Below are 26,298 nucleotides of genomic sequence, written 5' to 3'. Positions count from 1 at the left end.
CGCCGGCCGCCAGGCCCGCGAATGTTAGAATTGCGGGATTCCCTCGGCGGCGCACGCCGCCCAACTCCCCTTCGAAGAATCGCCATGACGTCCCAACTGCACAAAAAGGGCGAGGCCTGGTCGGCCCGCTTCTCGGAACCGATGTCGGAGCTGGTCAAGCGCTACACGTCGTCGGTGTTTTTCGACAAGCGCCTCGCGCTCGTCGACATCGCCGGCTCGCTCGCGCACGCGAACATGCTCGCCGCGCAGAAGATCATCAGCGCCGACGACCTGGCCGCGATCGAACGCGGGATGGCGCAGATCAAGGGCGAGATCGAGCGCGGCGAATTCGAATGGCAGCTCGACCTCGAGGACGTCCACCTGAACATCGAGGCGCGCCTGACCGCGCTGATCGGCGACGCCGGCAAGCGCCTGCACACGGGCCGCTCGCGCAACGACCAGGTCGCGACCGACATCCGCCTGTGGCTGCGCGGCGAGATCGACCGCATCGGCGGCCTGCTGAACGACCTGCGCGGCGCGCTGCTCGACCTCGCGGAACAGAACGCCGCCACGATCATGCCGGGCTTCACGCACCTGCAGGTCGCGCAGCCCGTCACGTTCGGCCACCACCTGCTCGCGTACGTCGAGATGTTCTCGCGCGACGCGGAGCGCATGCGCGACTGCCGCACGCGCGTGAACCGCCTGCCGCTCGGCGCGGCCGCACTCGCGGGCACGAGCTACCCGATCGATCGCCACGCGGTCGCGAAGACGCTCGGCTTCGACGGCATCTGCGCGAACTCGCTCGACGCGGTGTCGGATCGCGACTTCGCGATCGAATTCACGGCCGCATCCGCGCTCGTGATGACGCACGTGTCGCGCTTCTCCGAAGAACTCGTGCTGTGGATGAGCCCGCGCGTCGGCTTCATCGACATCGCCGACCGCTTCTGCACCGGCAGCTCGATCATGCCGCAGAAGAAGAACCCGGACGTGCCCGAGCTCGCGCGCGGCAAGACGGGCCGCGTGAACGGCCACCTGATGGCGCTGCTGACGTTGATGAAGGGCCAGCCGCTCGCGTACAACAAGGACAACCAGGAAGACAAGGAACCGCTGTTCGACACGGTCGACACCGTCGCCGACACGCTGCGGATCTTCGCCGAAATGGTCGCGGGCATCACCGTGAAGCCGGACGCGATGCGCGCTGCCGCGCTGCAGGGCTTCTCGACCGCCACCGACCTCGCCGACTACCTCGTGAAGCGCGGCCTGCCGTTCCGCGACGCGCACGAAGCCGTCGCGCACGCGGTGCGGATCTGCGACGACCGCGGCATCGATCTCGCCGACCTGACGCTCGACGAGATGAAGCAGGAACTGCCGAACGTCGCGCACCTGATCGGCGACGACGTGTTCGGCTACCTGACGCTCGAGGGTTCGGTCGCCAGCCGCAACCATCCGGGCGGTACCGCACCCGACCAGGTGCGCGCGGCGGTCAAGGCCGCCCGCGCCGCGCTCGGCCGGTAAGCCCGTTGTCCCGGACGGACGCCTTCGGCGTCCGTTTTTCATTCGGGCGGCCGTTGCGCCGCCCATTGCCTGCCCTGCTTCCCCGATGTCGCCGATGACCTTTTCCGCCGCACTCTTCGACATGGACGGCCTGCTCGTCGATTCCGAGCGGACCATCATGAACACGTGGATCGACGTGTCGAACGCACACGGTGTCGCGCTGACGGCCACCGACTACCTGCAGATCGTCGGCCGCTCGTTCGCCGAGGGCCAGGTCATCCTGGCGCGGCTGATCGGCAATCCCGATACGTTCGACGCCGTGCGCATCCGCGTACGCGAACAACTCGCGGCGCCCGAACCCCATCCGAAGTTCCCGTTGAAGCCCGGCGCGTTCGCGCTGCTCGACACGCTCGCACAGGCCGGCATCCCGTGCGCGGTCGCGTCGTCGTCCGCGTGCGACGTGATCCGCGCGCGGCTCGACGCAGTCGGCGTGCTGCCGTTCTTCCGCGCGATCGCGGGCGGCGACGAAGTCGCGCGCGGCAAGCCCGATCCGGCCGTCTACCGGCTCGCGGCCGAACGCCTCGGCGTGCCGGCACATACGTGCGTCGCGTTCGAGGACAGCGACTTCGGCGCGCAGTCGGCCGCCGGCGCGGGCGCGTCGGTCGTCACCGTGCCCGACCTGAAGGCGCCGACGCCCGAAATCGTCGCGCTGAGCCTGCACGTGCTCGCGTCGCTCGACGATGCGGTCGCACTCGTGCCGTCGTGGTTCGGCCGGTACGACACGCAGAAGCCGGCGTAGGACACGCGAGCGCGAAACACGGTGCGCTGCGCACCGCCAAATGCAAACGGGCACCCAAGGGTGCCCGTTTTGTTGTGCCGCCGAACGACCGGCGTCGCGACGGCTTCTACTTGTTGCCGGCCGTCTCCGACAGCCGCTTCATCGTCGCGATGCGCGCGCCGATCAGGTCGACGCGACCGTCCTCGCCGACGAGCGGCGCCGTCGCATCGCGGAACGCGACCCACGCGCGCTGCGCGCGCACCAGCGTCGCGGCCGAATGCGCAGGCATCTTGCGGCGCAGCTTCTGGTAATAGCGGTTCAGGTCGAACAGCGCGTGCTCGCACGCGGCATCCTGTTCGCACGGCCGCACGCGCCGCACGGCCGGATCGCGCGACGCGTTCGCCGCCGGCTTGCCGTTCGACGCGGCCGCGCCCTCGGCCACGCTCGTGCCGCTCGTAGCCGCGACCGGTACGGCAGCGGGCGGCGGCGCAAAACGATCGGCCGCGCCGCGCAGCGCCAGCGCGCGATCGCGCACGGGCTGCAGCTGCATGTCGGCGCTCGACATCGTGTACGCGGTGCCACGCGTCGTGTCGTACACGGCCTTCAGCAGAAGGATTTCATCCTTGCGCCACGTGACCCAGCGGCGCTGACTGTCCTGCCAGCCGCGCTTCGCGTCGGCCGGCGCATCCTTCAACAGGCGCTGGTACGCGCCGTCCATCACCGTCTGCCACTGCTGCTGCGCTTCGCCCATGCACTGGATCTGGCCGGCCGTCGACGACCGGTCGCGCCGCGCGAGGCATTGCCGCATCGCGACGTCGATCGGGTCGGCCGCCGCGACTTCCGCGTGCGCGACGCCCGACCCCGCCAGCCCCGCCGCCCCTGCCGCCCAGACGACGAGCGCGGCCACCGCCGCGCGCATCGCCCGGAATCGTCCGTGCGTCGCCATCAGTCGCGCACGCAGTCGACGTAGTACTCGACGCGGCCGTTCACCTCTTCCGCGACGAGGCCGTGGATGTCGGTGTGGAAGCCCGGGAAACGCTCGTTGAAGTCGCGCGCGAACCGCAGGTAGTTCACGATCGTCTTGTTGAAGCGCTCGCCCGGGATCAGCAGCGGAATGCCCGGCGGGTACGGCGTCAGCAGGATGCTCGTCACGCGGCCTTCGAGCTCGTCGAGCGGCACGCGGTCGATCTTGCGGTGCGCGAGCTTCGCGAACGCGTCCGACGGCTTCATCGCCGGTTCCATGTCCGACAGGTACATCTCGGTCGTCAGGCGTGCGATGTCGTTCGCGCGGTACACGTCGTGGATCTGCGTGCACAGGTCGCGCAGGCCGACGCGCTCGTAGCGCGGATGCTGCGCGACGAATTCCGGCAGCACGCGCCACAGCGGCTGATTGTTGTCGTAGTCGTCCTTGAACTGCTGCAGCTCGGTCACCATCGAGTTCCAGCGGCCCTTCGTGATGCCGATCGTGAACATGATGAAGAACGAGTACAGGCCGGTCTTCTCGACGATGATCCCGTGCTCGGCCAGGTACTTCGTGACGATCGCGGCCGGAATGCCCGTCTCGCCGAACTCGCCGTCGACGTCGAGCCCCGGCGTGATGATCGTCGCCTTGATCGGGTCGAGCATGTTGAAGCCTTCCGCGAGCGGGCCGAAGCCGTGCCAGTGGTCGTTCGGCTTCAGCATCCAGTCGTCGCGCGAACCGATGCCCTCTTCCGACAGGTTGTCCGGGCCCCACACGCTGAAGAACCAGTCGTCGCCGTATTCGGCGTCGACCTTGCGCATCGCGCGGCGGAAGTCGATCGCCTCGGCGATCGATTCCTCGACGAGCGCGGTGCCGCCCGGCGGCTCCATCATCGCGGCCGCGACGTCGCACGACGCGATGATCGCGTACTGCGGGCTCGTCGACGTATGCATCAGGTACGCCTCGTTGAAGCGGTGCTTGTCGAACGTGCGGTTCTCCGAATCCTGCACGACGATCTGCGACGCCTGCGAGATGCCGGCGAGCAGCTTGTGCGTCGAGTGCGTCGCGAATACCAGCGCGCCCGTGCGCGGGCGGCCGTCGCCGATCGCGTGCATGTCGCGGTAGAAATCGTGGAACGTCGCGTGCGGCAGCCACGCTTCATCGAAGTGCAGCGTGTCGAGCAGGTCGCCGAGCAGGTCCTTGATCATCTCGACGTTGTAGACGACACCGTCGTACGTGCTCTGCGTGATCGTCAGGATCCGCGGCTTCATGTCCGGGTTCTCGCGCAGCGCCTCGCGCGCGAACGGGTTCGCCTCGATCTTCTTGCGGATGTTCTCCGGCTTGAATTCGTCGCGCGGGATCGGCCCGATGATGCCGAAATGGTTGCGCGTCGGCGTCAGGAACACCGGAATCGCGCCCGTCATCGTGATCGCGTGCAGGATCGACTTGTGGCAGTTGCGGTCGACCAGCACGATGTCGCCCGGCGCGACCGTCGCGTGCCAGACGATCTTGTTCGACGTCGACGTGCCGTTGGTCACGAAGAACAGGTGATCGGCGCTGAAGATGCGCGCCGCATTGCGCTCGGACGCCGCGACCGGGCCCGTGTGATCGAGCAGCTGGCCGAGTTCGTCCACCGCGTTGCAGACGTCCGCGCGCAGCATGTTCTCGCCGAAGAACTGGTGGAACATCTGGCCGAGCGGGTTCTTCAGGAACGCGACGCCGCCCGAGTGGCCCGGGCAGTGCCACGAGTACGAGCCTTCGTCCGCGTACTTGACGAGTTCCTTGAAGAACGGCGGCGCGAGCGAGTCGAGATAGACCTTCGCCTCGCGGATGATGTGGCGCGCGACGAACTCCGGCGTGTCCTCGAACATGTGGATGAAGCCGTGCAGCTCGCGCAGGATGTCGTTCGGCAGATGCCGCGACGTGCGCGTCTCGCCGTACAGGAAGATCGGGATGTCCGCGTTGCGGCGGCGCACTTCGGTGACGAACGCGCGCAGCTCGATGATCGCGGTCGCGAGCTCGGGCAGCTCGCCGTCCGGGCCGGTTTCGCCGAGCATGAGTTCGTCGTCGTCGATCGACAGGATGAAGCACGACGCGCGGCTCGACTGCTGCGCGAACGACGTCAGATCGCCGTAGCTCGTGAGGCCGAGGACTTCGACGCCCTCTTTCTCGATCGCTTCGGCCAACGCCCGGATGCCGGAGCCCGAGATGTTCTCGGAGCGGAAATCTTCGTCGATGATGACGACGGGGAAACGAAACTTCATGGGCGATTCTCCAAAAAGAACGACCGCGGCGCGTCACGCGCAGCGGTCACCCGGAAACTGGTGAGACGATATGCAACCAGATCAGGTTTTCGGCAGCGTGACACCGCGCTGCCCCTGATACTTGCCGCCGCGATCGGCGTACGACACGTCGCACACTTCGTCGCTCTCGAAGAAGAGCACCTGCGCGACGCCTTCGTTCGCGTAGATCTTCGCGGGCAGCGGCGTGGTGTTCGAGAATTCCAGCGTGACGTAGCCTTCCCACTCGGGCTCGAACGGCGTCACGTTGACGATGATCCCGCAGCGCGCATAGGTCGACTTGCCGAGGCAGACCGTCAGCACGGTGCGCGGGATGCGGAAATATTCGACGGTGCGGGCCAGCGCGAACGAGTTCGGCGGGATGATGCACACGTCGCCCTTGAAATCGACAAACGAACCCTCGTCGAAGTTCTTCGGATCGACGATCGTCGAGTTGATGTTCGTGAAGATCTTGAATTCGTCTGCGCAGCGGATGTCGTAGCCGTAGCTCGACGTGCCGTAGCTGACGATCCGGCGGCCATCCTCGGACGCGCGAACCTGATCGGGCACGAACGGCTCGATCATCTTGTGCTCTTCGGCCATGCGCCGAATCCACTTGTCGGACTTGATGCTCATGTCAGCCTCCGCCGGGCCGTCCCAAGGAGGCTGACCGCCCCCTCGGGGGGCAGCGAACAAAGTGAGCGTGGGGGTCGTGTCATATCGGGGCGCCAGGAAACGCTGCGTGACGGAAAACGAAAGCCGCCGATACGAGGCGGCGGCGGGGAAAGGCGGACATTTTACGCGATCATCGGCCCGCGCACGCGGCAGCCGTCAGCGGATCACGCCGCAGGCGAGCGCAGGCCCCGCGCCATGCTGCGGAAACGCGGGATCGCTCGGCTCGCGGTGCACCAGCGCCGCGCGGCTCATCGCCGAGCGCACGCCATCGAGGGCCAGATCTGGAGCGACGATGAAGCCGGCCGCGACGCCGTTCGCATCCGCATGGATGTTGCCGAGGTCGCCGGCGACGCGGGCGCCCGCGCGCAGACGGTCGGCGGCCGGCGCGAACACCTGGCCGGCGCTCGAGCCGTCGCCCGCGTTGCAGTCGCCGCGCTCGTGCACCTGCAGCGCGTGATCGCTGTTCGGCGGCAGGCCGACCAGGTTGTAGGTGACCTGGACGCCGTCCGGACGCTCGACGAACGTCACCGCGCCGCGCGCCTGCGAGCCGACCGTCGGCTGCAGCTGTGCGTCGGCCCGTTTTTCGTGCGACGAGGAAAAGGAGGTGCAGCCGGCCAGCAGGCCCAGCGCGGCGACGGCCAGCAGCGCGTGCCGCGCGCGGCCGGCGCGCACCCCGTGATGTCGTTGTTTCATTCAATCCTCATGCCGGCTGACGGCCGTTTGACACGGCGGCCGTGCCGGGCGGGTAAAGGGACCCGGGAAAAGTCGCCATGATACCGCGCCTCGCGGCGCCGTAAACAGCGTGAGGCCCCGCCCCGCAAGGGTTTTACGTATTTTGAACAACGATGGTCGGGAACTTCGACGTCATGTCGCGCGCGCGCTCGGCGATCGCCAGCGCGACCCCGCGCGCGATGTCGCGGTAGCGCCGCGCCAGCGCACCGTCCGGATCGGCCGCGACCGTCGGCGTGCCGCTGTCGGCCCGCTCGCGGATCGCGATGTCGAGCGGCAGGCTGCCGAGCACGTTCACATCGTAGTCCTTCGCCATCCGCTCGGCCCCGCCGGCGCCGAAGATGTGCTCCTCGTGGCCGCAGTTCGAGCAGATGTGGATGCTCATGTTCTCGACGATGCCGAGGATCGGAATCCCGACCTTCTCGAACATCTTCAGGCCCTTCTTCGCGTCGAGCAGCGCGATGTCCTGCGGCGTCGTGACGATCACCGCGCCCGTGACCGGCACGCGCTGCGCGAGCGTCAGCTGGATGTCGCCGGTGCCGGGCGGCATGTCGACGATCAGGTAGTCGAGCTCGCGCCAGTTGGTCTGGCGCAGCAACTGCTCGAGCGCGGAGGTCGCCATCGGGCCGCGCCACACCATCGGGTTGTCTTCCTCGATCAGGAAGCCGATCGAGTTCGCCTGCAGCCCGTGGCCGACGAGCGGGTTCATCGACTGGTTGTCGGGCGACTCGGGGCGCTGGCCGTGGATGCCGAGCATCGTCGGCAGCGACGGGCCATAGATGTCGGCATCGAGAATGCCGACCGATGCGCCTTCCGCGGCGAGCGCGAGCGCGAGGTTCACGGCCGTCGTGCTCTTGCCGACGCCGCCCTTGCCCGACGCCACCGCGACGATGTTCTTCACGTTCGGCAGCAGCTTCACGCCGCGCTGCACCGTGTGCGCGACGATCTCCTGCGACACGGCGACGCGCGCGTCGCGCACGCCCGGCACGGCCTGGAGCGCTGCCGCGACGCGTGCGCGCACGTCGTCGTGCTGGCTGCGCGCGGGATAACCGAGCACCACGTCGAGCGCCACGACATCGCCGTCGATCGCGACGTTGCGCACGCCCTTGTTCGCCGCATACGGCCGGCCGGTATTGGGGTCGACGACAGCCGCCAGTGCGGCGTCGACTTGTGCCCGGTCAATGCTCATCGAAACTCCGTGAAAACGTTTTTCTCGCGCGCAAACGTCAAAAAATATCAAATTACGCTGCGAAAATCGGGAAAAGTGAAAGAATCTGTTGCATGCCATTGCGCGAACGCGCGACCCGGCGCACTCTTCGCGTGCGGCACGCTATGGGGCCAAATCGGCCACTAACCGCCTATATTGTAGAGGCTGACGCGTCGCGCTGTCCGAACAGCCATGTTGACGGACAGGGCATGCAACCGCCTCGGCGGCTGCCGCTAGCGCCAGGCCCGCCCTCCTTTTTCGGGCGGCCTGTGCGGGGAGCCGTAACTGTAGTTGTCGTTGTCGACTCGTTCAACCAAGAGAGGAATCCAAGATGAACATGAAAATCGCGACTCGCCTGTCCGTCTTCGCCCTGGCCGGTGCAGTGCTGGCCGGCTGCGCATCGCCGCAAGGCACCAACACGGCCGTCGGTACCGGCACGGGTGCGGCGCTGGGTGCAGGCATCGGCGCTCTGGCTGGCGGCGGCAAGGGCGCGGCGATCGGCGCGGGCGTCGGCGCGCTGGTCGGCGGCGTGACGGGTTACAACTGGCAGGCGATCAGGAACAAGCTCGCGCCGTCGGCAGCGAAGACGGGCACGCAGGTGACCGAGCAGCCGGACGGCTCGCTGAAGCTGAACGTACCGAGCTCGGTGACGTTCGCGACGAACCAGTACGCGATCACGCCGGCATTCACGCCGCTGCTGAACGACCTGGCGACGACGCTGAACCAGAACCCGCAAGTGACGGCATCGGTCGTCGGCTACACGGACAGCACGGGCTCGGCGCAGCTGAACCAGACGCTGTCGCAGAACCGCGCGCAAAGCGTCGTGAACGCGCTCGCGCAGCGCGGCGTCAACGCCGGCCGCCTGTCGGCGCAGGGCATGGGCCCGTCGAACCCGATCGCGGACAACGCGACCGAAGCCGGCCGCGCACAGAACCGCCGCGTCGAAATCTACCTGCGCGCAGCGCAGGCGCAGTAAGCGCACGACGAGGAGAAGGCGCGGGCACGCCGCCCGCGCAGCCCCGCCGGACAAGGCGTCCGTCGGGGCCGGTAACAAATCGAAAAAATTTTCGAACTTCCGTCGCGGGCCGTGGTCAGTATTTACGGTACGCGGCTGGTAGTTGCCGGCGCGTCACCATTCTCCTCTTGTCGTTGTTGCTCCGGGGCCGTATCCGCCCCGGTTTTTTTTGCCTGCAGAATTCGTGCTGCAACGCAGCAGCACCGCCGGGCACGCCGTTTGCCCGACTCCGCCCGTTCCAGCGCCCGCCACGCGGCGCCGTGCCTCCCCGGCCCGCGCCCCTGCTAGAATCGCAGTTTCCCGTCGTATTTCCGCCGTTCCTCTACAGACCTTATGTCCGCAACCGACCTCACTTCCGTGCAGGCTGCGGCGCCGCAAGGCGCGCGCCAGATCCTCGTTACGTCCGCACTGCCCTACGCCAACGGGCAGATCCACATCGGCCACCTGGTCGAGTACATCCAGACCGACATCTGGGTGCGGACGCTGCGAATGCACGGTCACGAGGTCTACTACATCGGCGCCGACGACACGCACGGCACGCCGGTCATGCTGCGCGCGGAGAAGGAAGGCCTGAGCCCGAAGCAGCTGATCGACCGCGTCTGGACCGAGCACAAGCGCGACTTCGACAGCTTCGGCGTGTCGTTCGACAACTTCTACACGACCGATTCGGACGAGAACCGCGTGCTGAGCGAGCAGATCTACCTCGCGCTGCGGGAAGCCGGCCTGATCGCCGAGCGCGAGATCGAGCAGGCGTACGATCCCGTCAAGGAAATGTTCCTGCCGGACCGCTTCATCAAGGGCGAGTGCCCGAAGTGCCACGCGAAGGACCAGTACGGCGACAACTGCGAGGTGTGCGGCTCGACCTACCTGCCGACCGAACTGCTGAACCCGTATTCGGTCGTGTCGGGCGCGACGCCGGTGCGCAAGACGTCGAAGCACTACTTCTTCCGCCTGTCCGACCCGCGCTGCGAGACGTTCCTGCGCGAATGGGTGAGCGGCCTCGCGCAGCCCGAAGCGACCAACAAGATGCGCGAATGGCTCGGCGACGCCGGCGAGGCCAAGCTCGCCGACTGGGACATCTCGCGTGACGCGCCGTACTTCGGCTTCGAGATCCCGGGCGCGCCCGGCAAGTATTTCTACGTGTGGCTCGACGCGCCGGTCGGCTACTACGCGAGCTTCAAGAACCTGTGCGACCGCAACGGCATCGATTTCGACGCATGGATCCGCGCGGGCTCGAAGGCCGAGCAGTACCACTTCATCGGCAAGGACATCCTGTACTTCCACACGCTGTTCTGGCCCGCGATGCTCGAGTTCTCGGGCCACCGCACGCCGACCAACGTGTTCGCGCACGGCTTCCTGACGGTCGACGGCGCGAAGATGTCGAAGTCGCGCGGCACGTTCATCACCGCGCAGAGCTACATCGACACGGGCCTGAACCCGGAATGGCTGCGCTACTACTTCGCCGCGAAGCTGAACGCGACGATGGAAGACATCGACCTGAACCTCGACGACTTCCAGGCACGCGTGAACAGCGACCTCGTCGGCAAGTACGTGAACATCGCGAGCCGCGCGGCCGGCTTCCTGCTCAAGCGCTTCGACGGCCGTGTGCAGGACAGCGCGATGAACCATCCGCTCGTCGCGAAGCTGCGCGATGCGATTCCCGCGATCGCCGCGAACTACGAAGCACGCGAATACAGCCGCGCGCTGCGCCACACGATGGAGCTCGCGGACGACGTGAACGCGTACGTCGACGGCGCGAAACCGTGGGAGCTCGCGAAGGATCCGGCCAACGCGGTCGCGCTGCATGAAACCTGCAGCGTGAGCCTCGAGGCGTTCCGCCTGCTGTCGCTCGCGCTGAAGCCGGTGATGCCGCGCGTCGCCGAATCCGTCGAGTCGTTCTTCGGAATCGCGCCGCTCACGTGGGCCGATGCCGCGAAGCCGCTGTCGTCGGAACAGCCGATCAAGGCGTACCAGCACCTGATGACGCGCGTCGATGCGAAGCAGATCGGCGCGCTGCTCGCCGCGAACCGCGATTCGCTGCAGGCCGACGCGGCCGCTGCAAGCGCGAACGCCGCGAAGGACTCGAAGGATGCGAAGAACGCCAAGGCGAACGCGAAGCCGGCCGTCGTAAACGGCGCCGACGACGCCCCCATCTCGATCGACGATTTCGCGAAGATCGACCTGCGCATCGCGAAGATCGTCGCGTGCCAGGCCGTCGAAGGCTCGGACAAGCTGCTGCAGCTCACGCTCGACATCGGCGAGGAAAAGACCCGCAACGTGTTCTCGGGCATCAAGTCCGCGTACCAGCCCGAGCAGCTCGTCGGCAAGCTGACGGTGATGGTCGCGAACCTCGCGCCGCGCAAGATGAAGTTCGGCCTGTCCGAAGGGATGGTGCTCGCGGCGTCGGCAACCGACGAGAAGGCCGAGCCGGGTCTCTACATCCTCGAGCCGCACAGCGGCGCGAAGCCCGGCATGCGCGTGAAGTAAGCCGCGCCGAGCGCGCCGCCGCTTGCACGAAAAAGGCCCCGCACGATGCGTGCGGGGCTTTTTTATGCCCGCGCTGACGGGATCGCGACGCGGCGCGTTCGACGCGCGGATTCCGCTACCATATCGGCTTGCGCGGCAGCCGCTCGCACAGGCCGATGCTCTCGCAGCACCGGAACCCGCCGGATTCCGAAGGTCACCACGCGTGGCCAGCCGTGAGCTGTGGCGGCGGGTGCCGCACACGGAACAACGCCATGAGAACGCACCCCACGCCTGTTCGGCCGCACGGACGCGCACGTCGCGCCGCATGAGCCGCACCCGCTCCCCGCTGACGATCCCGCTCGTGCCGATCGCCGACGCGAACGGCGTCGCACCGCTCGTCGCGCGCAGCCGCGCGTTCGGCGCGCTCGCCAATCGCTTCGCCTGGCTTGCGCTGCGCGAGCCGCCCGCCAGCAACCATGCGCGCTGGCACGAGCATGTGCTCCGCGCACGCACGATCCGCTTCGCGCAGCCGCTGACCTTCACGCCGTACGCCGCCGCCCGGCCGTGCTCCGCGCGCTGCAGGTTCTGCTCGGAAACGCTCGTCGACGAGACCGCATCCGGTCCAATGGCGGCCAGCCTGCGCCCACCCGCCGCTCATTTCGACCGGCTCGCCCGCGCGCTGCGAGCGCTGCGCGGCGTGCCGCTGTCGTATTCGCTGTCCGGACTCGAAAACACCGACGATCCCGGCTGGCTGCTGTCGCTCGTCGCAACGCTCGACGCGGCTGGCGACGACGGCCCCGACGTCGGCGGCAGCGTGCTGTACACGAACGGTGCAGGCCTCGTCGAGCATGGCGACGCGCTGCTGCCCGCGCTCGCCGCGTTCGGGCTGTCATGGCTCGAATGGTCGCGCCATCACGACCGTGACGACGTGAACCAGTCGATCATGCGCTTTCGCCCTGGCCAGCCAGTGATGCGCGACGCCGCGTTCGAGACCGCGTTCGCCGCCGCGCGTGCCCGCTTCCCGGTCAAGCTCGTCTGCATCGTGCAGCGCGGCGGCATCGAGACGCCGTCGGATGTGCTCCGCTACCTCGATCGTGCCCGCACGCTCGGCGCGAGCACGGTGATCTTCCGAGAATTCTCGGTGCTGCCCGACACGTACCGACACAACGCGACGCGCCGCTACATAGACCGCGCACGCATCGCGATCGACGCGTTGCTGCTCGCGTGCGTCGCGGACCCGGTGTTTTCCGCGCACTGCGGGCCGATCGCGCTGACGGGCGGCTACTACTTCTGGAATGCGCGCTGGGCGCATCGTGACGGGTTCGAAGTCGTGTTCGAGACGTCCGACTACGGCGAGATGCGCGAGCACGAACTGCGCGACGCCGTGTACAAGCTCGTCTTCCATCCGAACGGCAACCTGTGCGCGGGCTGGCAACCGACGCGCGACATCCTGTGGAGCGACGATGACCGCCGTGACTAGCTGGCTGCACCTGACCGACGAAGCCGCCGACACGACGCTGCCCGCCGACCTGCGCGCACGGGATTCATTCACCGCGCGCGATTGCGGCTGGGTCGAACAGATGACGCCGTTCATCGGCAGCCACGCGACGCCGGACGGCTGGATCGTCGATCCGTTCTGCGGCTTCGGCACAACGCTCGTCGCGGCTGCGTGCTGCGGCGTGCCGGCGCTCGGCGTCGAGATCGATCCAGAGCGCGCGGCGTTCGCACGCGAGCGGCTCGCGCGGGCCGGCACGACGGCCAACCGCCATCCGGTGCTCGCGGGCGACCTGTCGCGCGCCGCGACGCAGGCCGCCGCGCGCGACGCGGGCGGCCCGTTCACGCTGTGCCTGACGAATGTGCCGTACTTCGGCTGCGACGCGTTGCCCGGCAAGCCGGCCGACGGGCAGTTGTACGGCGTCGCACACTACGCGCCGTATCTGGAGCGGATGCGCAACGTGTTCGCGGGCGTCCATGCGCTGCTCGAACCGGGCGGCTGGTGTATCGCGATGGCACAGAACCTGCGGCTCGGCGGCCGGTTCGTGCCGCTTGCGTGGGATGTCGCGCGGCTGCTCGGCGAACGCTTCGTGCTGCACGAAGAGCGCGTGCTGATCTACGAACGCGCGGACGGCCCCGCACTGCACGGCAACGGGCCGACCGACCGCACGCATGAATACGCGCTCGTGTGCCGCAAGGCACCGCTCGCAAGCGATGCCGACGCGGCCCGCGTATTCGTTGCCGCACTGGCACGCGACGGCTTCGCGTTCGCCGTGTTCGGCGGTTTCGCACGCCGGCTCGCCGCCGGCGCGAGCGACACCGGTGCCGAAGCGCCGCTGAACGACGTCGACCTCGTCGTGCCGCCCGACGACGCGGGCGTGTCGCGACTGCTGCAATGGCTGGACGCCGGCGGCTTCTCGATCGAATCGTGGAATTCCCGGATCACGCCGCCGGTCGCGGCCGCCGCGCTGCGATACCGCCACTACTTCCGCGCGCGGCGAATCGATGCGTGCGGCCGGCTGCTGCAGGTCGACGTCACGGTCGCCGAAACGCACGAAGGATTCGCCGCGTGCGCGGCAGCGAACCCGGCATGACGACTGCGGCGAGCGGTCGCTGAATCGCCAGCCCTGTCGCCGTCGCCGCACACAACGACGGGCTCACATGCACGCCACACCGCGCCATCTGCCGCGAGCGACACGCGACGCCCGCCGTCACCGCTGCCCGAACCAGCGATCGAAGCGCCGCGTGTAGTTCAGGTCGACGCCCTGGAACGTGCCGCCGTACGCGGACACCGACCAGAAGCGCGTCAGGTTGATCGTCGCCTTGAACGCGTTGCTGGCCGACTGCAGCCCCTGCTCGTAGCCGAGCACGAAGCGCTCGTTGATCGCCTTCGACACCTGCACGACTTGCGGATCGGTCAGGCCGACGTCGCTGCGGCCGATCGAGAATTCGTCGAGGCCGATGGTCTGCGCGACGCGCTTGCCGGTCGCGCTGCCGAGCAGCGCGAGCGCGGCCGTCATCGCGCCCTGCTGGCCGACGTTGTTGCCCTGGTCGGTGCCGTGCCCGAACAGCAGCCACGACAGCTTCTCGTTGTCGGTGACGTTCGGCTCCGACACGAGCTTGACCGTCGGCGACTGGATCGTGCCCGTCACCTGCACGCCGGCCTCGACCTCCTGGTTGCGCCGCATCGCGAGGATGTTGACGCCGGGGTTCGACACGGGCCCGTTGAACGTGAAGAAGCCGTTCTCGACCGCGAGCTTGCGGCCGAACGACGTGTACGTCGACCCTTCGGTCACGCGCACGTTGCCGACCGCGCGCAGCGGCACGCCCGGCGCGCTCATCACGGTGATCGTGCCGCGCAGCCCTAGATCCGCGCCGTGGCCCTTGAAGCGGAAGTTGTTGCCGAGGCCGATGTCGATGTTCGCGCGCGGCGCGAGCGACGGCGCCGGCTTGTCCGTGGCCGGCGGCGGCTTCGCCACCGCGGTGCCGGTCGGCGTCTCGCCGCGCACCGTGCCGTCCGGCCGCACGATCACGACGTCGTCGGACAGGTGCGGCGCCGATTCCTCGGGCAGGTCGAACAGCGCGCGGTCGACGACGAACTTGCCGTCGATCGACAGCGCGCCGCGCGGCCCGTCGTTCGCGACCGTCGCCTTGCCCGACAGCGACAGCTTGCGGTCCGGCGCCGCGAACAGTTCGAGCTTGTCCGCGACGATGCTCGCGGTCAGGTCGGGCGCCTCGCCGTCGAGGCGCACGCGGCCGAGCGCGCGCAGCGTGCCGTCGCCGCCGTGGAACTCGACCTGCTGGAATTCGACGAGGTTTTCCGAGAGCTTCACGCGCACGATGCCGTCCTTCAACTGCACGCCCTGGTCGACGAGCGTCGCGGACAGGTCGTCGCCCGTCAGCATCCCCGACAGGTTCGGCTTCACCGGCGTGCCGGCGACCGTCAGCTTCAGCGCCGCGCGCCCGCCGAGCAGGTAGCTCGGCCCGAACAGGTTGCCGGTCGCTTTCAGCGACGGGATGTCGGCGTCGATGCGGCCCGACAGCGGGCCGTCGTCGACGACCCCGAACATGCCGTCGCGCAGCGCGAACGGCACCGTGACGTTCGCATCGAGCGTGCCGATCCGGTTCGCCTTCGCGAGCGCCGTCACGTTGAGCCGGTTGCCGGGCGCGAAGCTCGCGCGCGCGGACAGGTCAGTCAGCCCGAGCGACGCGACGCCGCGCCCGCTCTCGATCGTCACGTCGCCGCCGCGGCGCTTCACCTGCACGTAGCCCGTCGCGTTCGCGCCGAGCGAGAAATCCCAGTCGGCATCGAGCACGACGTCGGTACGCACCGGCGGCCGCTGGCCCGTCAGCTCCTGGCGGACCTCGAAGAAGCGTGCGACCGATGCGCCTCTCACCGAGCCCGCCGAGCGCATCTGGCCGTGATCGAACACGAACGACTTCAGGTCGATCGCCGCGCCTTCGAGCGTGAGCCGCGTCGCGCCGAGCGTCACGCGGCCGGCGCCGGCCGACACGGTGAGCGGCGCCTGCAGCGCGACGGCCGGCGTGCCGCGGTTCGCAAGGCGCGTGACGGTGCCGTCCCAGCGCATTCCGTCGCGGTTCTCGACCACGCCGCCGTTCGCCGCGAGCGTCGCGTCGATCACGCGGCCGCCGGTCGTCCCGACCGCCGATGCGTCGAGCGTGTGCTTCGCGCGCGTGCCGTTCAAATTCGCGCGCAGCGATTTCAGCTTCAGCGAGCCGAGCGCGATGTCGGTCGCGTCGGCCGTGAACACGAGTGCGCCGTGCGCGCCGTCGCGGATGTCCGCGCGGCCCTGCGCGGCGCCGATCCGGTTCGATCCGACGACGACGCGCTCGGCCTTGTAAGTGGCCGTCACGTTCGGATGCGCGAAGCTGCCGGTCAGGTCGCCCTGCGCCTGCACGAGCCCTTCCACGCCGAAGCCGAGCCGGTCGAGCTGCGGCGCGTCGACGACGAAGCGCAGCCGGTCGCCGGGCGCGCCGAAGCTGCCGCGCAAATCGACGTGGTTGCCCGCGATCGACAGGTTCGCATTGCTCGGCAGGATCCGCGAGCCGGCGAGCTGCACGACGCCGGCACCGGTCAGCGGCACGCCGTCGTACAGGCTGTCGCCGAGCTTGAAGGTCGCCTTCGTCGACACCTGCGGCGCAAACGCGCCCGACGCGGTCAGCGTGCCCGACACGCGCGTCTCGCCGCGCGTGGCCGGCGCCTTCGCCTTTGCCGTGGCGGCCGCCTTGCCGCCACCAGCCTTCGGCGCCCTCATCGCGGCGAGCAGCAGCGGATCGAACGCCGTCAGCGTCGCCTTCGCGTCGTAGCTCGAATGCGCGTCGTGGCGGAACACGCCCGTCAGGTCGATACGGCCCTTGGCCGCCGTCACGCGCGCGTCGGTCAGCACCGTCTGCTGCGACGTCAGCGCGACCTTCGCGCGCGCGCCAAGCGCGAGCTTCGGGTCGTTCAGGTTGAAGTCGACGGTCGTCACGTCGCCCGCGAGCGTCACGCCGACCGGGCCGCCCAGGCGCATCGGCCGCAGCTCGGCGACGAATGCGTTCAGGTCGAGGTTCGCGACCTTCAGGTCGAAGCGGCCCTTGCCGCCCGTCAGCGTGCCGTTGCCCGTCACGCTGCCGTCGCGGATCAGTTTCAGCGCGAGATCGTCGATCCGCTGTGCGTGCGCGTCGAGATGCACGTTCGCGTGCGCGTCGATCACCGGCAGCAGGTGATCGCCGAGCGTGCCGGGCTTCGCGTTGACGATCGACACGGGGCCCGTCACCGCGAAACCCTTCGCAGGTGCGGTGCCGGCAGGCGCGGTCACGGGCGCGAGTTCCGCGCGCACCGCGAGATCGGCGGCCGGTGCGCCGGGTGCGAGCGCCTGCGGATTCACGTGATCGAACGCGAGCGACGCGCGCGTGAGCGGCACCGCGCCGAACGGCGCGGCCTCGACGTGCGCGCGCCCGCTCAGCTTCATCCCGCTCGCATCGACGTCCGCGACGAGCGCCTCGAGCGAGCCCGACACACGGGCCCGCGCGTCGACCGGCTCGTCGGACAGCTTGCCCGAGTAGGTAGCTTCGCCCGTCAGCGCGAACGGCTTCGCGCCGTCGAGCTTCGCGTGCGCGGTCAGCGCGCCGTACGGCGTATCGACGCCGCCGAGCACGAGTTCATGATGACGGCCGTCGCTGCGGCCGTTCAGCGCGAGATGGTCGAGCTGCGTCGTCGAACCGCCTTCGTGAATCGCGAGGTGATCGACGCGCAGGTCGTCGATCCGCAACTGCAGCGGCAGGCTCAGATCCTGCGGCGTCGTGCTCGGCGTCGACGGCCCCGGCGCGATCCGCACGTCGATCGTGCCCGCGCGAAGATAGGCGATGGACAGCCGCCACGGCGCGCGGGTCAATTCCCAGCGGCCGTCGAGCCGGTCGATGCGGACCTCGGTGCCGGTGCCGTCGGGGCTGGTCCACGCGAAGCCTCGCAACCGCACGCCGGTCGCAAGCGAGCCGCCTTCGAGCGTGCCCGCGAGCCGTGCGTCGAGCACGCGCCCGGCCACCTGCCATGCGAGCCGCGTGCCGCGCTCGGTCGTCGCCGCGGCCAGCACGAGCCCGGCAGCCAGCACGACGAGCAGCACGGCCGTCGCGAGCGTCCACGCGACGACGCGCACCGCGCGTCCGCGGCGCGGCGCGCGCGGCGGCGCGTCGGGTGCGCCGTCGGGCGAGTCCGGATCGTGAGGCGGCGGCGTGTCGTTCGGGTCCTTCGTCATGCGGTTCGTCGTGGATGAAGCGGTACGTTCAGAAAGCGATGCCGAGCGTCAGGTACGGGCGCACGCTGTGGTTGCGCAACCCGTACGCGACGTCGACGTTGATCGGGCCGACCGGGCTGCGCCAGCGCGCACCGATGCCGACGCCCGGGTAGAACACCTTCTCGCCCCACGCATCGGTCGCGGTGCCGATGTCGAAGAACGTCGCGGCGCCCCAGTCGCGGTTGAACCAGTGCTGGTATTCGGCGGTGCCCGTCATCAGGTACTTGGTCGGCAACACGGAGCCGGCGACGCTGTTGCCGATGCTCTGGTAACCGTAACCGCGCACCGAGTTCGAGCCGCCCGCGCGGAACAGCAGCGACGCCGGCACGCCGGTCGAGCTGCCGCTCGTGAACACGCCGCCGAGCTCCGCGCGGAACACGAACAGGTCGCGCTTGCCGATCGGCAAATACTGCTGGCCGCGCGCGTAGCCGCGGATGAAAGTCTGGTCGGTCGCCACGCCCTTGATCGCGAAGCCGGCCTCCGCGTGGATCAGGTTGCCCGAGCGCGGAAACAGCGGATCGTCGACGTTGCGGCGCGTCCAGGCCCATTGCGGCACGAGCGCGCGGCTCGTGGTCGGCCCCGCGCCGTTCTGGTCGAGCCGGTCCTGGTAGAACATCAGCGAATACGCATAGTCGATGAACTGGCCGGTGCGCGTGCGCTGCACGCCGACCCGCGCGCTGTAGATGCGCGTGTCCGACACGTTGGTGTTCGTATACGACGCGAGCACGCTGTTGGTCCACCCTTTCTCGCCCGGCGGCATCGACAGCTGAACCTGCCCGTACTGCTGGATCTGGTCGAGCCGGCCCGACACGGTCAGCGGCCACGCGGCGCCGAACGTGTCGAGATACGTATAGGAGCCCTGCACGTGCGGCCCGGTATCGGTTGCGAAACCGACGCCGCCGCGGATGTTGTTGTACGGGAACTCGCTGACCTTCACGTGCACGGGCGTGCGCTCGGGCTTCGTCGTATCGTCGCCGACGTCGATCGCGACGCTCGCGTAGTACGGCGTGTTCTGCAACTGCCGCTGCAATTCGGTGATCCGCTGCGCGTCGTAGATCTCGCCTTCCGACAGCGGATTGACGTTCGTGACGATCTTCTCCGGATAGCGGCGCACGCCGTCGACATCGACCTTGCCGATCGTAAACGTCGGCCCGCTGTCGAACGTGACCGCGAGCGTCGCGCGCTGCGTGCGCGGATCGACGCGCGCCTCGGACGACGTGATCTTCGCGCCGAGATAGCGGCGCGACTGCAGTTGCTTGAGCGCCGCGCCCTTCGCGCCGTCCCAGTCGGACTGCGTGAACGGGTCGCCCGGCTTCAGCGAGAACGCGAAGCGGGTCGCGGCCTCCTGCTTCGGATCTTCGGTGTCGACGGGGCCCTTGAACGTCAGGTCGACCGTCGACACGACGGTCTGCGGCCCCGGATCGACCGCGATGCGCACGTCGCGCTTGCCGTCGCGCATACGCACGTCGGTGCGCACGACCGGCGAGAAATAACCGGCCGTCGCGGTCAGGTCGCGCACCTGCTGCGGCGTGGCGGTCACGAGGAAGTCGAACTGGTCGTCGCTGATGTCGTCGCGCTTCGCGAAGCGCGCAATATCGAGATGCGACTTGAGCAGCTTGCGGACCGAGCGCGGCGCGTCGATGTCGACGTCGTACTTCGCGTGGGCCGGCAACGCGAACAACGCGGCGACGCACCCCGCGAAGGCCGCCCGTGCGGCGCGGGCCGCGGCGCCGGCGCGATTGCGTGCCGCGCGCGGGCCCGGGTCATGCGCCATGTATGCTTGCTGGTTCGACTGCCCCGCCAAATATGACCTCGCCCTCGGTTGTCACGGTTTCGTGGAAACCCTGTATTTGACCACAGGGCAGCGGCCATGCCCGCACGCGCGAGGCTTTGACGCTTGCGCGCAACGACGCGCGCACGGGCCCGGGCCGCGTCGCCGCAGGTGCGGGCCCGCGGATTCGACGCGCGATTGGCGCCGGTCGTTCCCGCGATGCGGTAAAATCCCGCCAACGCGAATCCGGCGCATCGTGCGCCGCCCGAAACGGAAAATCCAGCCATGCCGTACCAGTCCGACGTCACGCAGTTCCTGAACCAGCTCAAGCAGCAGAAGCCGACGCTCGAGGAAGAGCAGCGCAAGGGCCGTTCGCTGCTGTGGGACAAGCAGCCGATCGACCTCGAAGAGCGCGCCGACCAGCAGGAATCGCGCGTGAAGCAAACGTCGTACGTCTACTACCAGAACTTCTGACGACGTGAGCGCCGCCGACGAGGCCAGCGCCGCCCGGCAGGACGACGCGATCGCCGCGCCCGCGGGCGCCGATTCGACGCCCGACACGGTCGACGGTGTCGCGGCGTTCGCTCGCCTGTACGGCGAGCCGCTCTTCAAGCTGCCGCAGGATCTCTACATCCCGCCCGACGCGCTCGAGATCTTCCTCGAGACGTTCGAAGGCCCGCTCGACCTGCTGCTGTACCTGATCCGCAAGCAGAACTTCAACGTGCTCGACATCCCGATGGCGCAGGTCACCGCGCAATATCTGGGTTATGTCGACCAGATCCGCACGTCGAACCTCGAGCTGGCCGCCGAATACCTGCTGATGGCCGCGATGCTGATCGAGATCAAGTCGCGGATGCTGCTGCCGGTCAAGAAGGCCGACACCGGCGACGAAGCGGAAGATCCGCGTGCCGAACTCGTGCGCCGCCTGCTCGAATACGAGCAGATGAAGCTCGCCGCGCAGCGCCTCGACCAATTGCCGCAGCTCGGCCGCGACTTCCTGCGCGCCGAGGTCTACATCGAGCAAAGCATCACGCCGCGCTTCCCCGACGTGAACTCCGACGACCTGCGCGCCGCGTGGGCCGACGTACTCAAGCGCGCGAAGCTCGTCCAGCACCACAAGATCTCCCGCGAGGAGCTGTCGGTGCGCGAACACATGAGCCTGATCCTGCGCCGGCTGCAGAACGCGCGCTTCATGGAGTTCGCCGACCTGTTCGACACGTCGCGCGGCGTGCCGGTCGTCGTCGTGAACTTCATCGCGATGCTCGAACTCGCGCGCGAATCGCTCGTCGAGATCACGCAGCCGGAACCGTTCGCGCCGATTTACGTGCGCCTCGCGTACCTGCCTGCTTAAGGCCCGCGCCCGCCCTTCCCGTTCTCCCGATTCACCCCGACGCTCGCCGCGTCGCCGCGGCGGGTGGCCGCAGCCCAAGCCGCGGCTCGTTTCCGGCACGCCCGATTAAAAAGTGAACGATCGTTCTCTTTTCGATGCGTTTGGCGGCCAAATCCTCTACAATCCGCCGACGCCCGATGCGCCGCCCGCGCGCCGGCGTTCTCCGCTTCGACCCCGACGCCGCTGCCGCGGCGCCAACGCGCGCATGCGCGAGGAACCCGCTACCCGATCATGAAAGTCATCAGCTCGATCCAGGAACTGCGCGACCAGCTGCGCGGACAGAACCGCACGGCGTTCGTGCCGACGATGGGCAACCTGCACGAAGGGCACCTGTCGCTGATGCGCCTCGCGCGCCAGCACGGCGACCCGGTCGTGGCGAGCATCTTCGTCAACCGGCTGCAGTTCGGCCCGAACGAGGATTTCGACAAATACCCGCGCACGCTGCAGGACGATATCGAGAAGCTGCAGAAGGAAAACGTCTACGTGCTGTTCGCGCCGACCGAGCGCGACATGTACCCGGAACCGCAGGAATACCGCGTGCTGCCGCCGGACGATCTCGGCGGGATCCTAGAAGGGGAATTCCGGCCCGGCTTCTTCACCGGCGTGTGCACGGTCGTGTCGAAGCTGATGGCCTGCGTGCAGCCGCGCGTCGCCGTGTTCGGCAAGAAGGACTACCAGCAGTTGATGATCGTGCGCCGCATGTGCCAGCAGCTCGCGCTGCCGGTCGACATCATCGCGGCCGAAACCGTGCGCGACGAGGACGGCCTCGCGCTGTCGTCGCGCAACCGCTACCTGTCGGCCGACGAGCGCCGGGAAGCGCCCGAACTCGCGAAGACGCTGCAGCGCATGCGCGAAAGCGTGCTCAGCGGCGAGCGCGACCTCGGCAAGCTCGAGCAGCAGGCGCGCACGCACCTGGCCGAGCGCGGCTGGGCGCCCGACTACCTGTCGATCCGCCGCCGCGCGAACCTGATCGCGCCGAGCGCCGCCGAACTCGAAGCCGGCGAGCCGCTCGTCGTGCTCGCGGCCGCGAAGCTCGGCGCGACGCGCCTCATCGACAACCTGGAAATCTGACGGGCCGCCCGCCCGCGCCTCTCACGACGCATCACGGAGACACCATGCAGCGCCACATGCTCAAATCGAAGATCCACCGCGCGGCAGTCACGCACTGCGAGCTGCATTACGAAGGCTCGTGCGCGATCGACGAAGACCTGCTCGAAGCGTCGAACATCGTCGAAAACGAACGGATCGACATCTGGAACATCAACAACGGCGAGCGCTTCTCGACGTACGCGATCAAGGGCGAGCGCGGCAGCGGGATGATCTCGCTGAACGGCTCGGCCGCGCGCCGTGCGCAGCTCGGCGACCTCGTGATCATCGCGGCGTTCGCGATGGTCGACGAGGCCGAACTGCAGGCCGGCTGGAAGCCGAAGCTCGTGTTCATCGACGACGGCAACAAGATCAAGGGCCACCGCGATCACGTGCCGACGCAGAACTGGACGTAATCTGACTGACCGGCCGCCCGCGTGCCGTGGCGCGCGGGAGCGGCTGCGCCGCCTGCGGTCGAAGGGCCGGATCCCGTGCGACACGGAATCCGGCCCTTTCTCATTTCGGCGCGCGCCGGCCTCGTGGCCGCGCGATCGGATCAGGACGCCTTGGCGGCCTTCTCCGCCTTCGGCGCACTGCGCTCGGCCCATTCGACGATCGGCCGCCACTGTTCGAGATCCTTTTCGACCCGGCTCTTCGCGACGTCCCACAGCGTGAGGCCGTGCGCGGCGATCTGCACGTAGTTCTGCGTGTCGCGCACGTAGCCGAGCACCGGCAGGCCGAGCCCTTCGACGAAGCGGTGCAGCTGGTCCGACGAGCGCGTGCGCGCATCGACCCGCATCCCGACGATCCCGACCTCGACGCCGCCCTTGCGCACGGCCTTTTCGCCGGCGAGGCGCTCCAGAAACTGCTGGGTCGCGAGAATATCGAACATCGACGGCTGCAGCGGCACGATCACCTTGTCGGCCAGTTGCAGCGCGACGCCGAGCCGGTTGCCGTGCAGGCCGGCCGGCGTATCGATCACCGCGTATTCGAGGCCGCGCGGAGGCTTTGACGGCGCGTCCGGATCGAGATCCCACGACTCGATCGCCGGCAAGCCGGCCGGCCGGAGGTCGAGCCACGCATGCGCGGACTGCTGCCGGTCCAGGTCGGCGAGCGCGACCCACGCGCCCTGCGCCGCGAAATAGCCGGCAAGATTGGTGGACAACGTGCTCTTCCCCACGCCGCCCTTCGGATTCGCCACCACGATCACCGTCATGAATTCCCCCGAAAAAGCCACGCGGCGCCGGCCGCATGGCTGGCGCCGCTCGATTGCGGATACAGGGAGCGATGATATCGGCAAACGGGGGATCACCGGAACGGGTTGCGCCGAACCGCGCGCCCCTGATACTTCCTTACACGCGCTGAACCGCGGCCTCCCGGGCGCCGATCGCGAACGCGCCGCCGCCCAGCAGCGCCTGCACGGCAAGCGTGACGGCCCAGAACGCCGGATATTCCCAGCCGCCGTGCGGCGACGAGAAGCTCCAGCCGTTCGGCAGATGCGCGGCCGTCGCGCCGAGCATGAACGGCAGCAGCGCGAGCGCGGCGACCCGCACGCGGAAACCCGCGAGCAGCGCCAGGCCGCCGGCCAGTTCGACGAATGTCGTCAGGTATGCGAGCCAGCCCGGCAGGCCGATCGACGCGAAGAACTGCGCGGTGCCGGGCAGCGTGAAGACGAACACCTTCTGCGCGACGTGCGCGAGGTACAGCACGCCGAGCGCGACGCGCAGCAGCGTCGCGGCAAAATCGTTCAGGCGATTGGGGTTCATGGCGGATTCCTTCGTGAGTGGATCAGAATGGATCGCACTCTATTCGAATCGATTCAGCCGATAAACACGCCAATTCGCTTTAACTGATTCCCAACAGGAACGAATAAGGCCATAAAAAGGGGCATGATCGATCATGCCCCGATACCTGCGTCAGTACCCGCTTTTGCCTTGTGTGGCGTCGCCGGACCCGGACTGGCTGCCGCCCGGTGTGTACGAATCGCACGCGGGTGCAACCGCCGATGCGCCCAGCAGCGCCGCGAGCAGCACGCTCCACCACCATCGAACCTTCATCGTCGCACTCCTCCAGGCGGACCTCCGCCCTCCTTGTGTTGTACGCGATCCGGCGGAAAAAGCGAGGGCGGCCCGGCGCCGCTTCAGCGAAACTCGGCGTACAGCGCGTCGAGGTCGAGATGTTCGGCGAATGTATCGGCCAGCCGCTCCAGCGATGCTTCGCGCAGCGCCGGATAGTCGATGCGCTCCGCGCCGTCGAGCCCGGCCCACGCGAGCAGCGCCGCGCACGCGTCGGGCGCATCGAACAGCCCGTGCACGTAGGTCGCGAGGATCTGGTTGTCGGCCGAAACCGCGCCGTCCGGGCGCGCGCCGTCCTGCGCGGCGTCGGCTGCCAGCGCCAGCGCGGGCGCGGAGAGCGCGGGCCCGCGCGTGTCGCCCATGTGGATCTCGTAGCCGCGCACGGCGGCCCCGCCCGGCAGCGCGAGATGTCCGGTCACGTTCTTCAGCGTCTTGTCGGGCTGCAGCGTCGTGTCGAAATCGAGCAGCCCGAGCCCCGGCACGCTGCCGGGCACACCTTCGAGGCCGAGCGGATCGTCCAGCGTGCGGCCGAGCATCTGCATCCCGCCGCAGATGCCGATCACCTTGCCGCCGTAGCGCAGGTGACGACGGATCATCGCGTCCCAGCCCGCGTCGCGCAGCCATTCGAGATCGCGCTGCACGCTCTTCGAACCGGGCAGGATCAGCAGGTCGGCATCCGGCACCGGGCCGCTCTTCCAGTATGTGAACTCGACCTGCGGATGCGCGCGCAGCGGATCGAAATCGGTGTGGTTGCTGATGCGCGGCAGCGCGGGCACGACGACGCGCAGTACGCCGGCGTCGCCGCGTACGGCGGCGCTGCGCGCCTGCGCGGGCAGCATGTCCTCCGCATCGAGCAGCAGCCCGTGCAGGTACGGCAGCACGCCGAACACCGGCTTGCCGGTCTGCGCACGCAGCCAGTCGAGCCCCGGTTCGAGCAGCTTGACGTCGCCGCGGAAACGGTTGATCACGAAGCCGCGCACGCGCGCACGCTCGCTGTCCGACAGGCACGCGAGCGTGCCGACCAGGTGCGCGAACACGCCGCCGCGGTCGATGTCGGCGACGAGCACGACCGGGCAGTCGACGCGTTCGGCAAAGCCCATGTTCGCGATGTCGCCGTCGCGCAGGTTGATCTCGGCCGGGCTGCCGGCGCCCTCGACGATCACCGTGTCGTAACCGGCGCGCAAGCGCGCGTACGACTCGAGCACCGCGTCGAACGCGACCGGCTTGTAGTCGTGATATGCACGCGCGTCGAGGTTCAACCGCGCCTTGCCGTGAATGATCACCTGCGCGCCGCGATCGCTCGTCGGCTTCAGCAGCACGGGGTTGAAATCCGTATGCGGCGCGACGCCCGCGGCCAGCGCCTGCAGCGCCTGCGCGCGGCCGATCTCGCCGCCGTCGGCCGTCACCGCGCTGTTGAGCGCCATGTTCTGCGGCTTGAACGGCGCAACGCGCGCGCCGGCACGGCGCGCCAGGCGGCACAGGCCCGCGACGAGCGTGCTCTTGCCCGCGTCGGACGTCGTGCCCTGGATCATCAGCGTACCGCGCGGCCGCGGCTCGGGTGCATTCATCGTGTTAAAGGTCGTCGCGAAGCAAAGGCCGCAT

The 26,298-nt window shown here is 68.6% G+C and carries 21 protein-coding genes; 10 read left to right on the top strand and 11 right to left on the bottom strand.

Annotated features, from left to right (window positions below):
* Positions 1-84 precede the first annotated feature (84 nt).
* Together argH and ACM6JT_RS28995 are read left to right on the top strand one after the other, a co-directional pair.
* Complete coding sequence (gene argH / locus ACM6JT_RS29000; protein WP_034178748.1) at positions 85-1,494, top strand: argininosuccinate lyase; 1,410 nt, start codon at positions 85-87, stop codon at positions 1,492-1,494.
* A 94-nt stretch (positions 1,495-1,588) separates the two neighbouring features.
* Positions 1,589-2,272, top strand: a complete 684-nt coding sequence (locus ACM6JT_RS28995) for an HAD family hydrolase (RefSeq protein WP_034179403.1) — start codon at positions 1,589-1,591, stop codon at positions 2,270-2,272.
* A 106-nt stretch (positions 2,273-2,378) separates the two neighbouring features.
* On the opposite strand, the gene ACM6JT_RS28990 is transcribed toward ACM6JT_RS28995, so the two are convergent.
* The 5 genes from ACM6JT_RS28990 to apbC form a co-directional block, all read right to left on the bottom strand.
* Entirely contained in the window at positions 2,379-3,197 is an 819-nt protein-coding gene (locus ACM6JT_RS28990; protein ID WP_175749809.1) for a lysozyme inhibitor LprI family protein, read from the bottom strand.
* Complete coding sequence (locus ACM6JT_RS28985) at positions 3,197-5,476, bottom strand: arginine/lysine/ornithine decarboxylase (protein ID WP_034178750.1); 2,280 nt, start codon at positions 5,474-5,476, stop codon at positions 3,197-3,199. Before ACM6JT_RS28985 ends, ACM6JT_RS28990 begins: the two co-directional genes overlap by 1 nt.
* 81 nt (positions 5,477-5,557) lie before the next feature.
* Positions 5,558-6,127, bottom strand: a complete 570-nt coding sequence (gene dcd, locus ACM6JT_RS28980; protein ID WP_006398615.1) for a dCTP deaminase — start codon at positions 6,125-6,127, stop codon at positions 5,558-5,560.
* 195 nt (positions 6,128-6,322) lie between these two features.
* A complete protein-coding gene (gene sodC / locus ACM6JT_RS28975; protein ID WP_034178751.1) occupies positions 6,323-6,859 on the bottom strand; it encodes a superoxide dismutase [Cu-Zn] in 537 nt (178 codons plus the stop codon).
* Positions 6,860-6,992: 133 nt separating this feature from the next.
* Entirely contained in the window at positions 6,993-8,084 is a 1,092-nt protein-coding gene (apbC, locus tag ACM6JT_RS28970; protein ID WP_034178752.1) for an iron-sulfur cluster carrier protein ApbC, read from the bottom strand.
* 349 nt (positions 8,085-8,433) lie between these two features.
* On the opposite strand from apbC, the gene ACM6JT_RS28965 reads away from it, so the two are divergent.
* The 4 genes from ACM6JT_RS28965 (at position 8,434) to ACM6JT_RS28950 (ending at position 14,171) form a co-directional block, all read left to right on the top strand.
* Positions 8,434-9,078 (top strand): OmpA family protein, encoded by a 645-nt coding sequence (locus ACM6JT_RS28965; RefSeq protein WP_034178753.1) that lies wholly within the window; start codon positions 8,434-8,436, stop codon positions 9,076-9,078.
* A 372-nt stretch (positions 9,079-9,450) separates the two neighbouring features.
* Positions 9,451-11,604 (top strand): methionine--tRNA ligase, encoded by a 2,154-nt coding sequence (metG, locus tag ACM6JT_RS28960; RefSeq protein ID WP_243564802.1) that lies wholly within the window; start codon positions 9,451-9,453, stop codon positions 11,602-11,604.
* 304 nt (positions 11,605-11,908) lie between these two features.
* Entirely contained in the window at positions 11,909-13,063 is a 1,155-nt protein-coding gene (locus tag ACM6JT_RS28955; protein WP_414857749.1) for a hypothetical protein, read from the top strand.
* Entirely contained in the window at positions 13,047-14,171 is a 1,125-nt protein-coding gene (locus ACM6JT_RS28950; RefSeq protein WP_414857748.1) for a DNA methyltransferase, read from the top strand. Before ACM6JT_RS28955 ends, ACM6JT_RS28950 begins: the two co-directional genes overlap by 17 nt.
* Positions 14,172-14,288: 117 nt before the next feature.
* Here ACM6JT_RS28950 and ACM6JT_RS28945 read toward each other — a convergent pair whose 3' ends face one another.
* Positions 14,289-18,335: a translocation/assembly module TamB domain-containing protein gene (locus ACM6JT_RS28945; RefSeq protein WP_414857747.1), complete on the bottom strand. Its 4,047-nt coding sequence runs from the start codon at positions 18,333-18,335 to the stop codon at positions 14,289-14,291.
* A 28-nt stretch (positions 18,336-18,363) separates the two neighbouring features.
* Complete coding sequence (locus tag ACM6JT_RS28940; protein ID WP_131948581.1) at positions 18,364-20,178, bottom strand: autotransporter assembly complex protein TamA; 1,815 nt, start codon at positions 20,176-20,178, stop codon at positions 18,364-18,366.
* Positions 20,179-20,430: 252 nt separating this feature from the next.
* On the opposite strand from ACM6JT_RS28940, the gene ACM6JT_RS28935 reads away from it, so the two are divergent.
* The 4 genes from ACM6JT_RS28935 to panD all read left to right on the top strand — a co-directional run bounded on the left by ACM6JT_RS28935 (position 20,431) and on the right by panD (position 23,037).
* Complete coding sequence (locus ACM6JT_RS28935) at positions 20,431-20,619, top strand: DUF3460 family protein (RefSeq protein WP_034178757.1); 189 nt, start codon at positions 20,431-20,433, stop codon at positions 20,617-20,619.
* A 4-nt stretch (positions 20,620-20,623) separates the two neighbouring features.
* Positions 20,624-21,496 (top strand): segregation and condensation protein A, encoded by an 873-nt coding sequence (locus tag ACM6JT_RS28930; protein ID WP_034178758.1) that lies wholly within the window; start codon positions 20,624-20,626, stop codon positions 21,494-21,496.
* Between the two features lie 270 nt (positions 21,497-21,766).
* Positions 21,767-22,606: a pantoate--beta-alanine ligase gene (gene panC / locus ACM6JT_RS28925; protein WP_414857746.1), complete on the top strand. Its 840-nt coding sequence runs from the start codon at positions 21,767-21,769 to the stop codon at positions 22,604-22,606.
* Between the two features lie 44 nt (positions 22,607-22,650).
* Positions 22,651-23,037 carry an aspartate 1-decarboxylase gene (gene panD, locus ACM6JT_RS28920; protein WP_031398432.1) on the top strand — a complete coding sequence of 129 codons (387 nt, stop codon included), beginning with the start codon at positions 22,651-22,653 and terminating at the stop codon, positions 23,035-23,037.
* Between the two features lie 140 nt (positions 23,038-23,177).
* On the opposite strand, the gene ACM6JT_RS28915 is transcribed toward panD, so the two are convergent.
* The 4 genes from ACM6JT_RS28915 to ACM6JT_RS28900 form a co-directional block, all read right to left on the bottom strand.
* Positions 23,178-23,837, bottom strand: coding sequence for a ParA family protein (locus ACM6JT_RS28915; protein WP_034178760.1), 660 nt, complete (start codon positions 23,835-23,837; stop codon positions 23,178-23,180).
* Between the two features lie 136 nt (positions 23,838-23,973).
* Complete coding sequence (locus tag ACM6JT_RS28910; RefSeq protein WP_105393092.1) at positions 23,974-24,387, bottom strand: DoxX family protein; 414 nt, start codon at positions 24,385-24,387, stop codon at positions 23,974-23,976.
* 150 nt (positions 24,388-24,537) lie between these two features.
* Positions 24,538-24,678, bottom strand: a complete 141-nt coding sequence (locus ACM6JT_RS28905; protein WP_414857745.1) for a hypothetical protein — start codon at positions 24,676-24,678, stop codon at positions 24,538-24,540.
* A gap of 83 nt (positions 24,679-24,761) precedes the next feature.
* Entirely contained in the window at positions 24,762-26,264 is a 1,503-nt protein-coding gene (locus tag ACM6JT_RS28900; RefSeq protein WP_414857744.1) for a cobyric acid synthase, read from the bottom strand.
* Between the last annotated feature and the right edge of the window lie 34 nt (positions 26,265-26,298).

The organism is Burkholderia sp. IT-111MI5 (assembly GCF_949752865.1).
GTDB classification, from domain to species: Bacteria; Pseudomonadota; Gammaproteobacteria; order Burkholderiales; family Burkholderiaceae; genus Burkholderia; species Burkholderia pyrrocinia_C.
The sequence above is the reverse complement of the archived record's forward strand: the minus strand, read 5'-3'. Positions and strand labels throughout refer to the sequence as shown.

Excerpts from the sequence above, each read along its gene's own strand:
- argH (WP_034178748.1), top strand. The coding sequence starts at position 85 with ATGACGTCCCAACTGCACAAAAAGGGCGAGGCCTGGTCGGCCCGCTTC.
- ACM6JT_RS28995 (WP_034179403.1), top strand. The coding sequence starts at position 1,589 with ATGACCTTTTCCGCCGCACTCTTCGACATGGACGGCCTGCTCGTCGAT.
- ACM6JT_RS28990 (WP_175749809.1), bottom strand. The coding sequence starts at position 3,197 with ATGGCGACGCACGGACGATTCCGGGCGATGCGCGCGGCGGTGGCCGCG.
- ACM6JT_RS28985 (WP_034178750.1), bottom strand. The coding sequence starts at position 5,476 with ATGAAGTTTCGTTTCCCCGTCGTCATCATCGACGAAGATTTCCGCTCC.
- dcd (WP_006398615.1), bottom strand. The coding sequence starts at position 6,127 with ATGAGCATCAAGTCCGACAAGTGGATTCGGCGCATGGCCGAAGAGCAC.
- sodC (WP_034178751.1), bottom strand. The coding sequence starts at position 6,859 with ATGAAACAACGACATCACGGGGTGCGCGCCGGCCGCGCGCGGCACGCG.
- apbC (WP_034178752.1), bottom strand. The coding sequence starts at position 8,084 with ATGAGCATTGACCGGGCACAAGTCGACGCCGCACTGGCGGCTGTCGTC.
- ACM6JT_RS28965 (WP_034178753.1), top strand. The coding sequence starts at position 8,434 with ATGAACATGAAAATCGCGACTCGCCTGTCCGTCTTCGCCCTGGCCGGT.
- metG (WP_243564802.1), top strand. The coding sequence starts at position 9,451 with ATGTCCGCAACCGACCTCACTTCCGTGCAGGCTGCGGCGCCGCAAGGC.
- ACM6JT_RS28955 (WP_414857749.1), top strand. The coding sequence starts at position 11,909 with ATGAGCCGCACCCGCTCCCCGCTGACGATCCCGCTCGTGCCGATCGCC.
- ACM6JT_RS28950 (WP_414857748.1), top strand. The coding sequence starts at position 13,047 with ATGACCGCCGTGACTAGCTGGCTGCACCTGACCGACGAAGCCGCCGAC.
- ACM6JT_RS28945 (WP_414857747.1), bottom strand. The coding sequence starts at position 18,335 with ATGACGAAGGACCCGAACGACACGCCGCCGCCTCACGATCCGGACTCG.
- ACM6JT_RS28935 (WP_034178757.1), top strand. The coding sequence starts at position 20,431 with ATGCCGTACCAGTCCGACGTCACGCAGTTCCTGAACCAGCTCAAGCAG.
- panC (WP_414857746.1), top strand. The coding sequence starts at position 21,767 with ATGAAAGTCATCAGCTCGATCCAGGAACTGCGCGACCAGCTGCGCGGA.
- panD (WP_031398432.1), top strand. The coding sequence starts at position 22,651 with ATGCAGCGCCACATGCTCAAATCGAAGATCCACCGCGCGGCAGTCACG.
- ACM6JT_RS28915 (WP_034178760.1), bottom strand. The coding sequence starts at position 23,837 with ATGACGGTGATCGTGGTGGCGAATCCGAAGGGCGGCGTGGGGAAGAGC.
- ACM6JT_RS28910 (WP_105393092.1), bottom strand. The coding sequence starts at position 24,387 with ATGAACCCCAATCGCCTGAACGATTTTGCCGCGACGCTGCTGCGCGTC.
- ACM6JT_RS28905 (WP_414857745.1), bottom strand. The coding sequence starts at position 24,678 with ATGAAGGTTCGATGGTGGTGGAGCGTGCTGCTCGCGGCGCTGCTGGGC.
- ACM6JT_RS28900 (WP_414857744.1), bottom strand. The coding sequence starts at position 26,264 with ATGAATGCACCCGAGCCGCGGCCGCGCGGTACGCTGATGATCCAGGGC.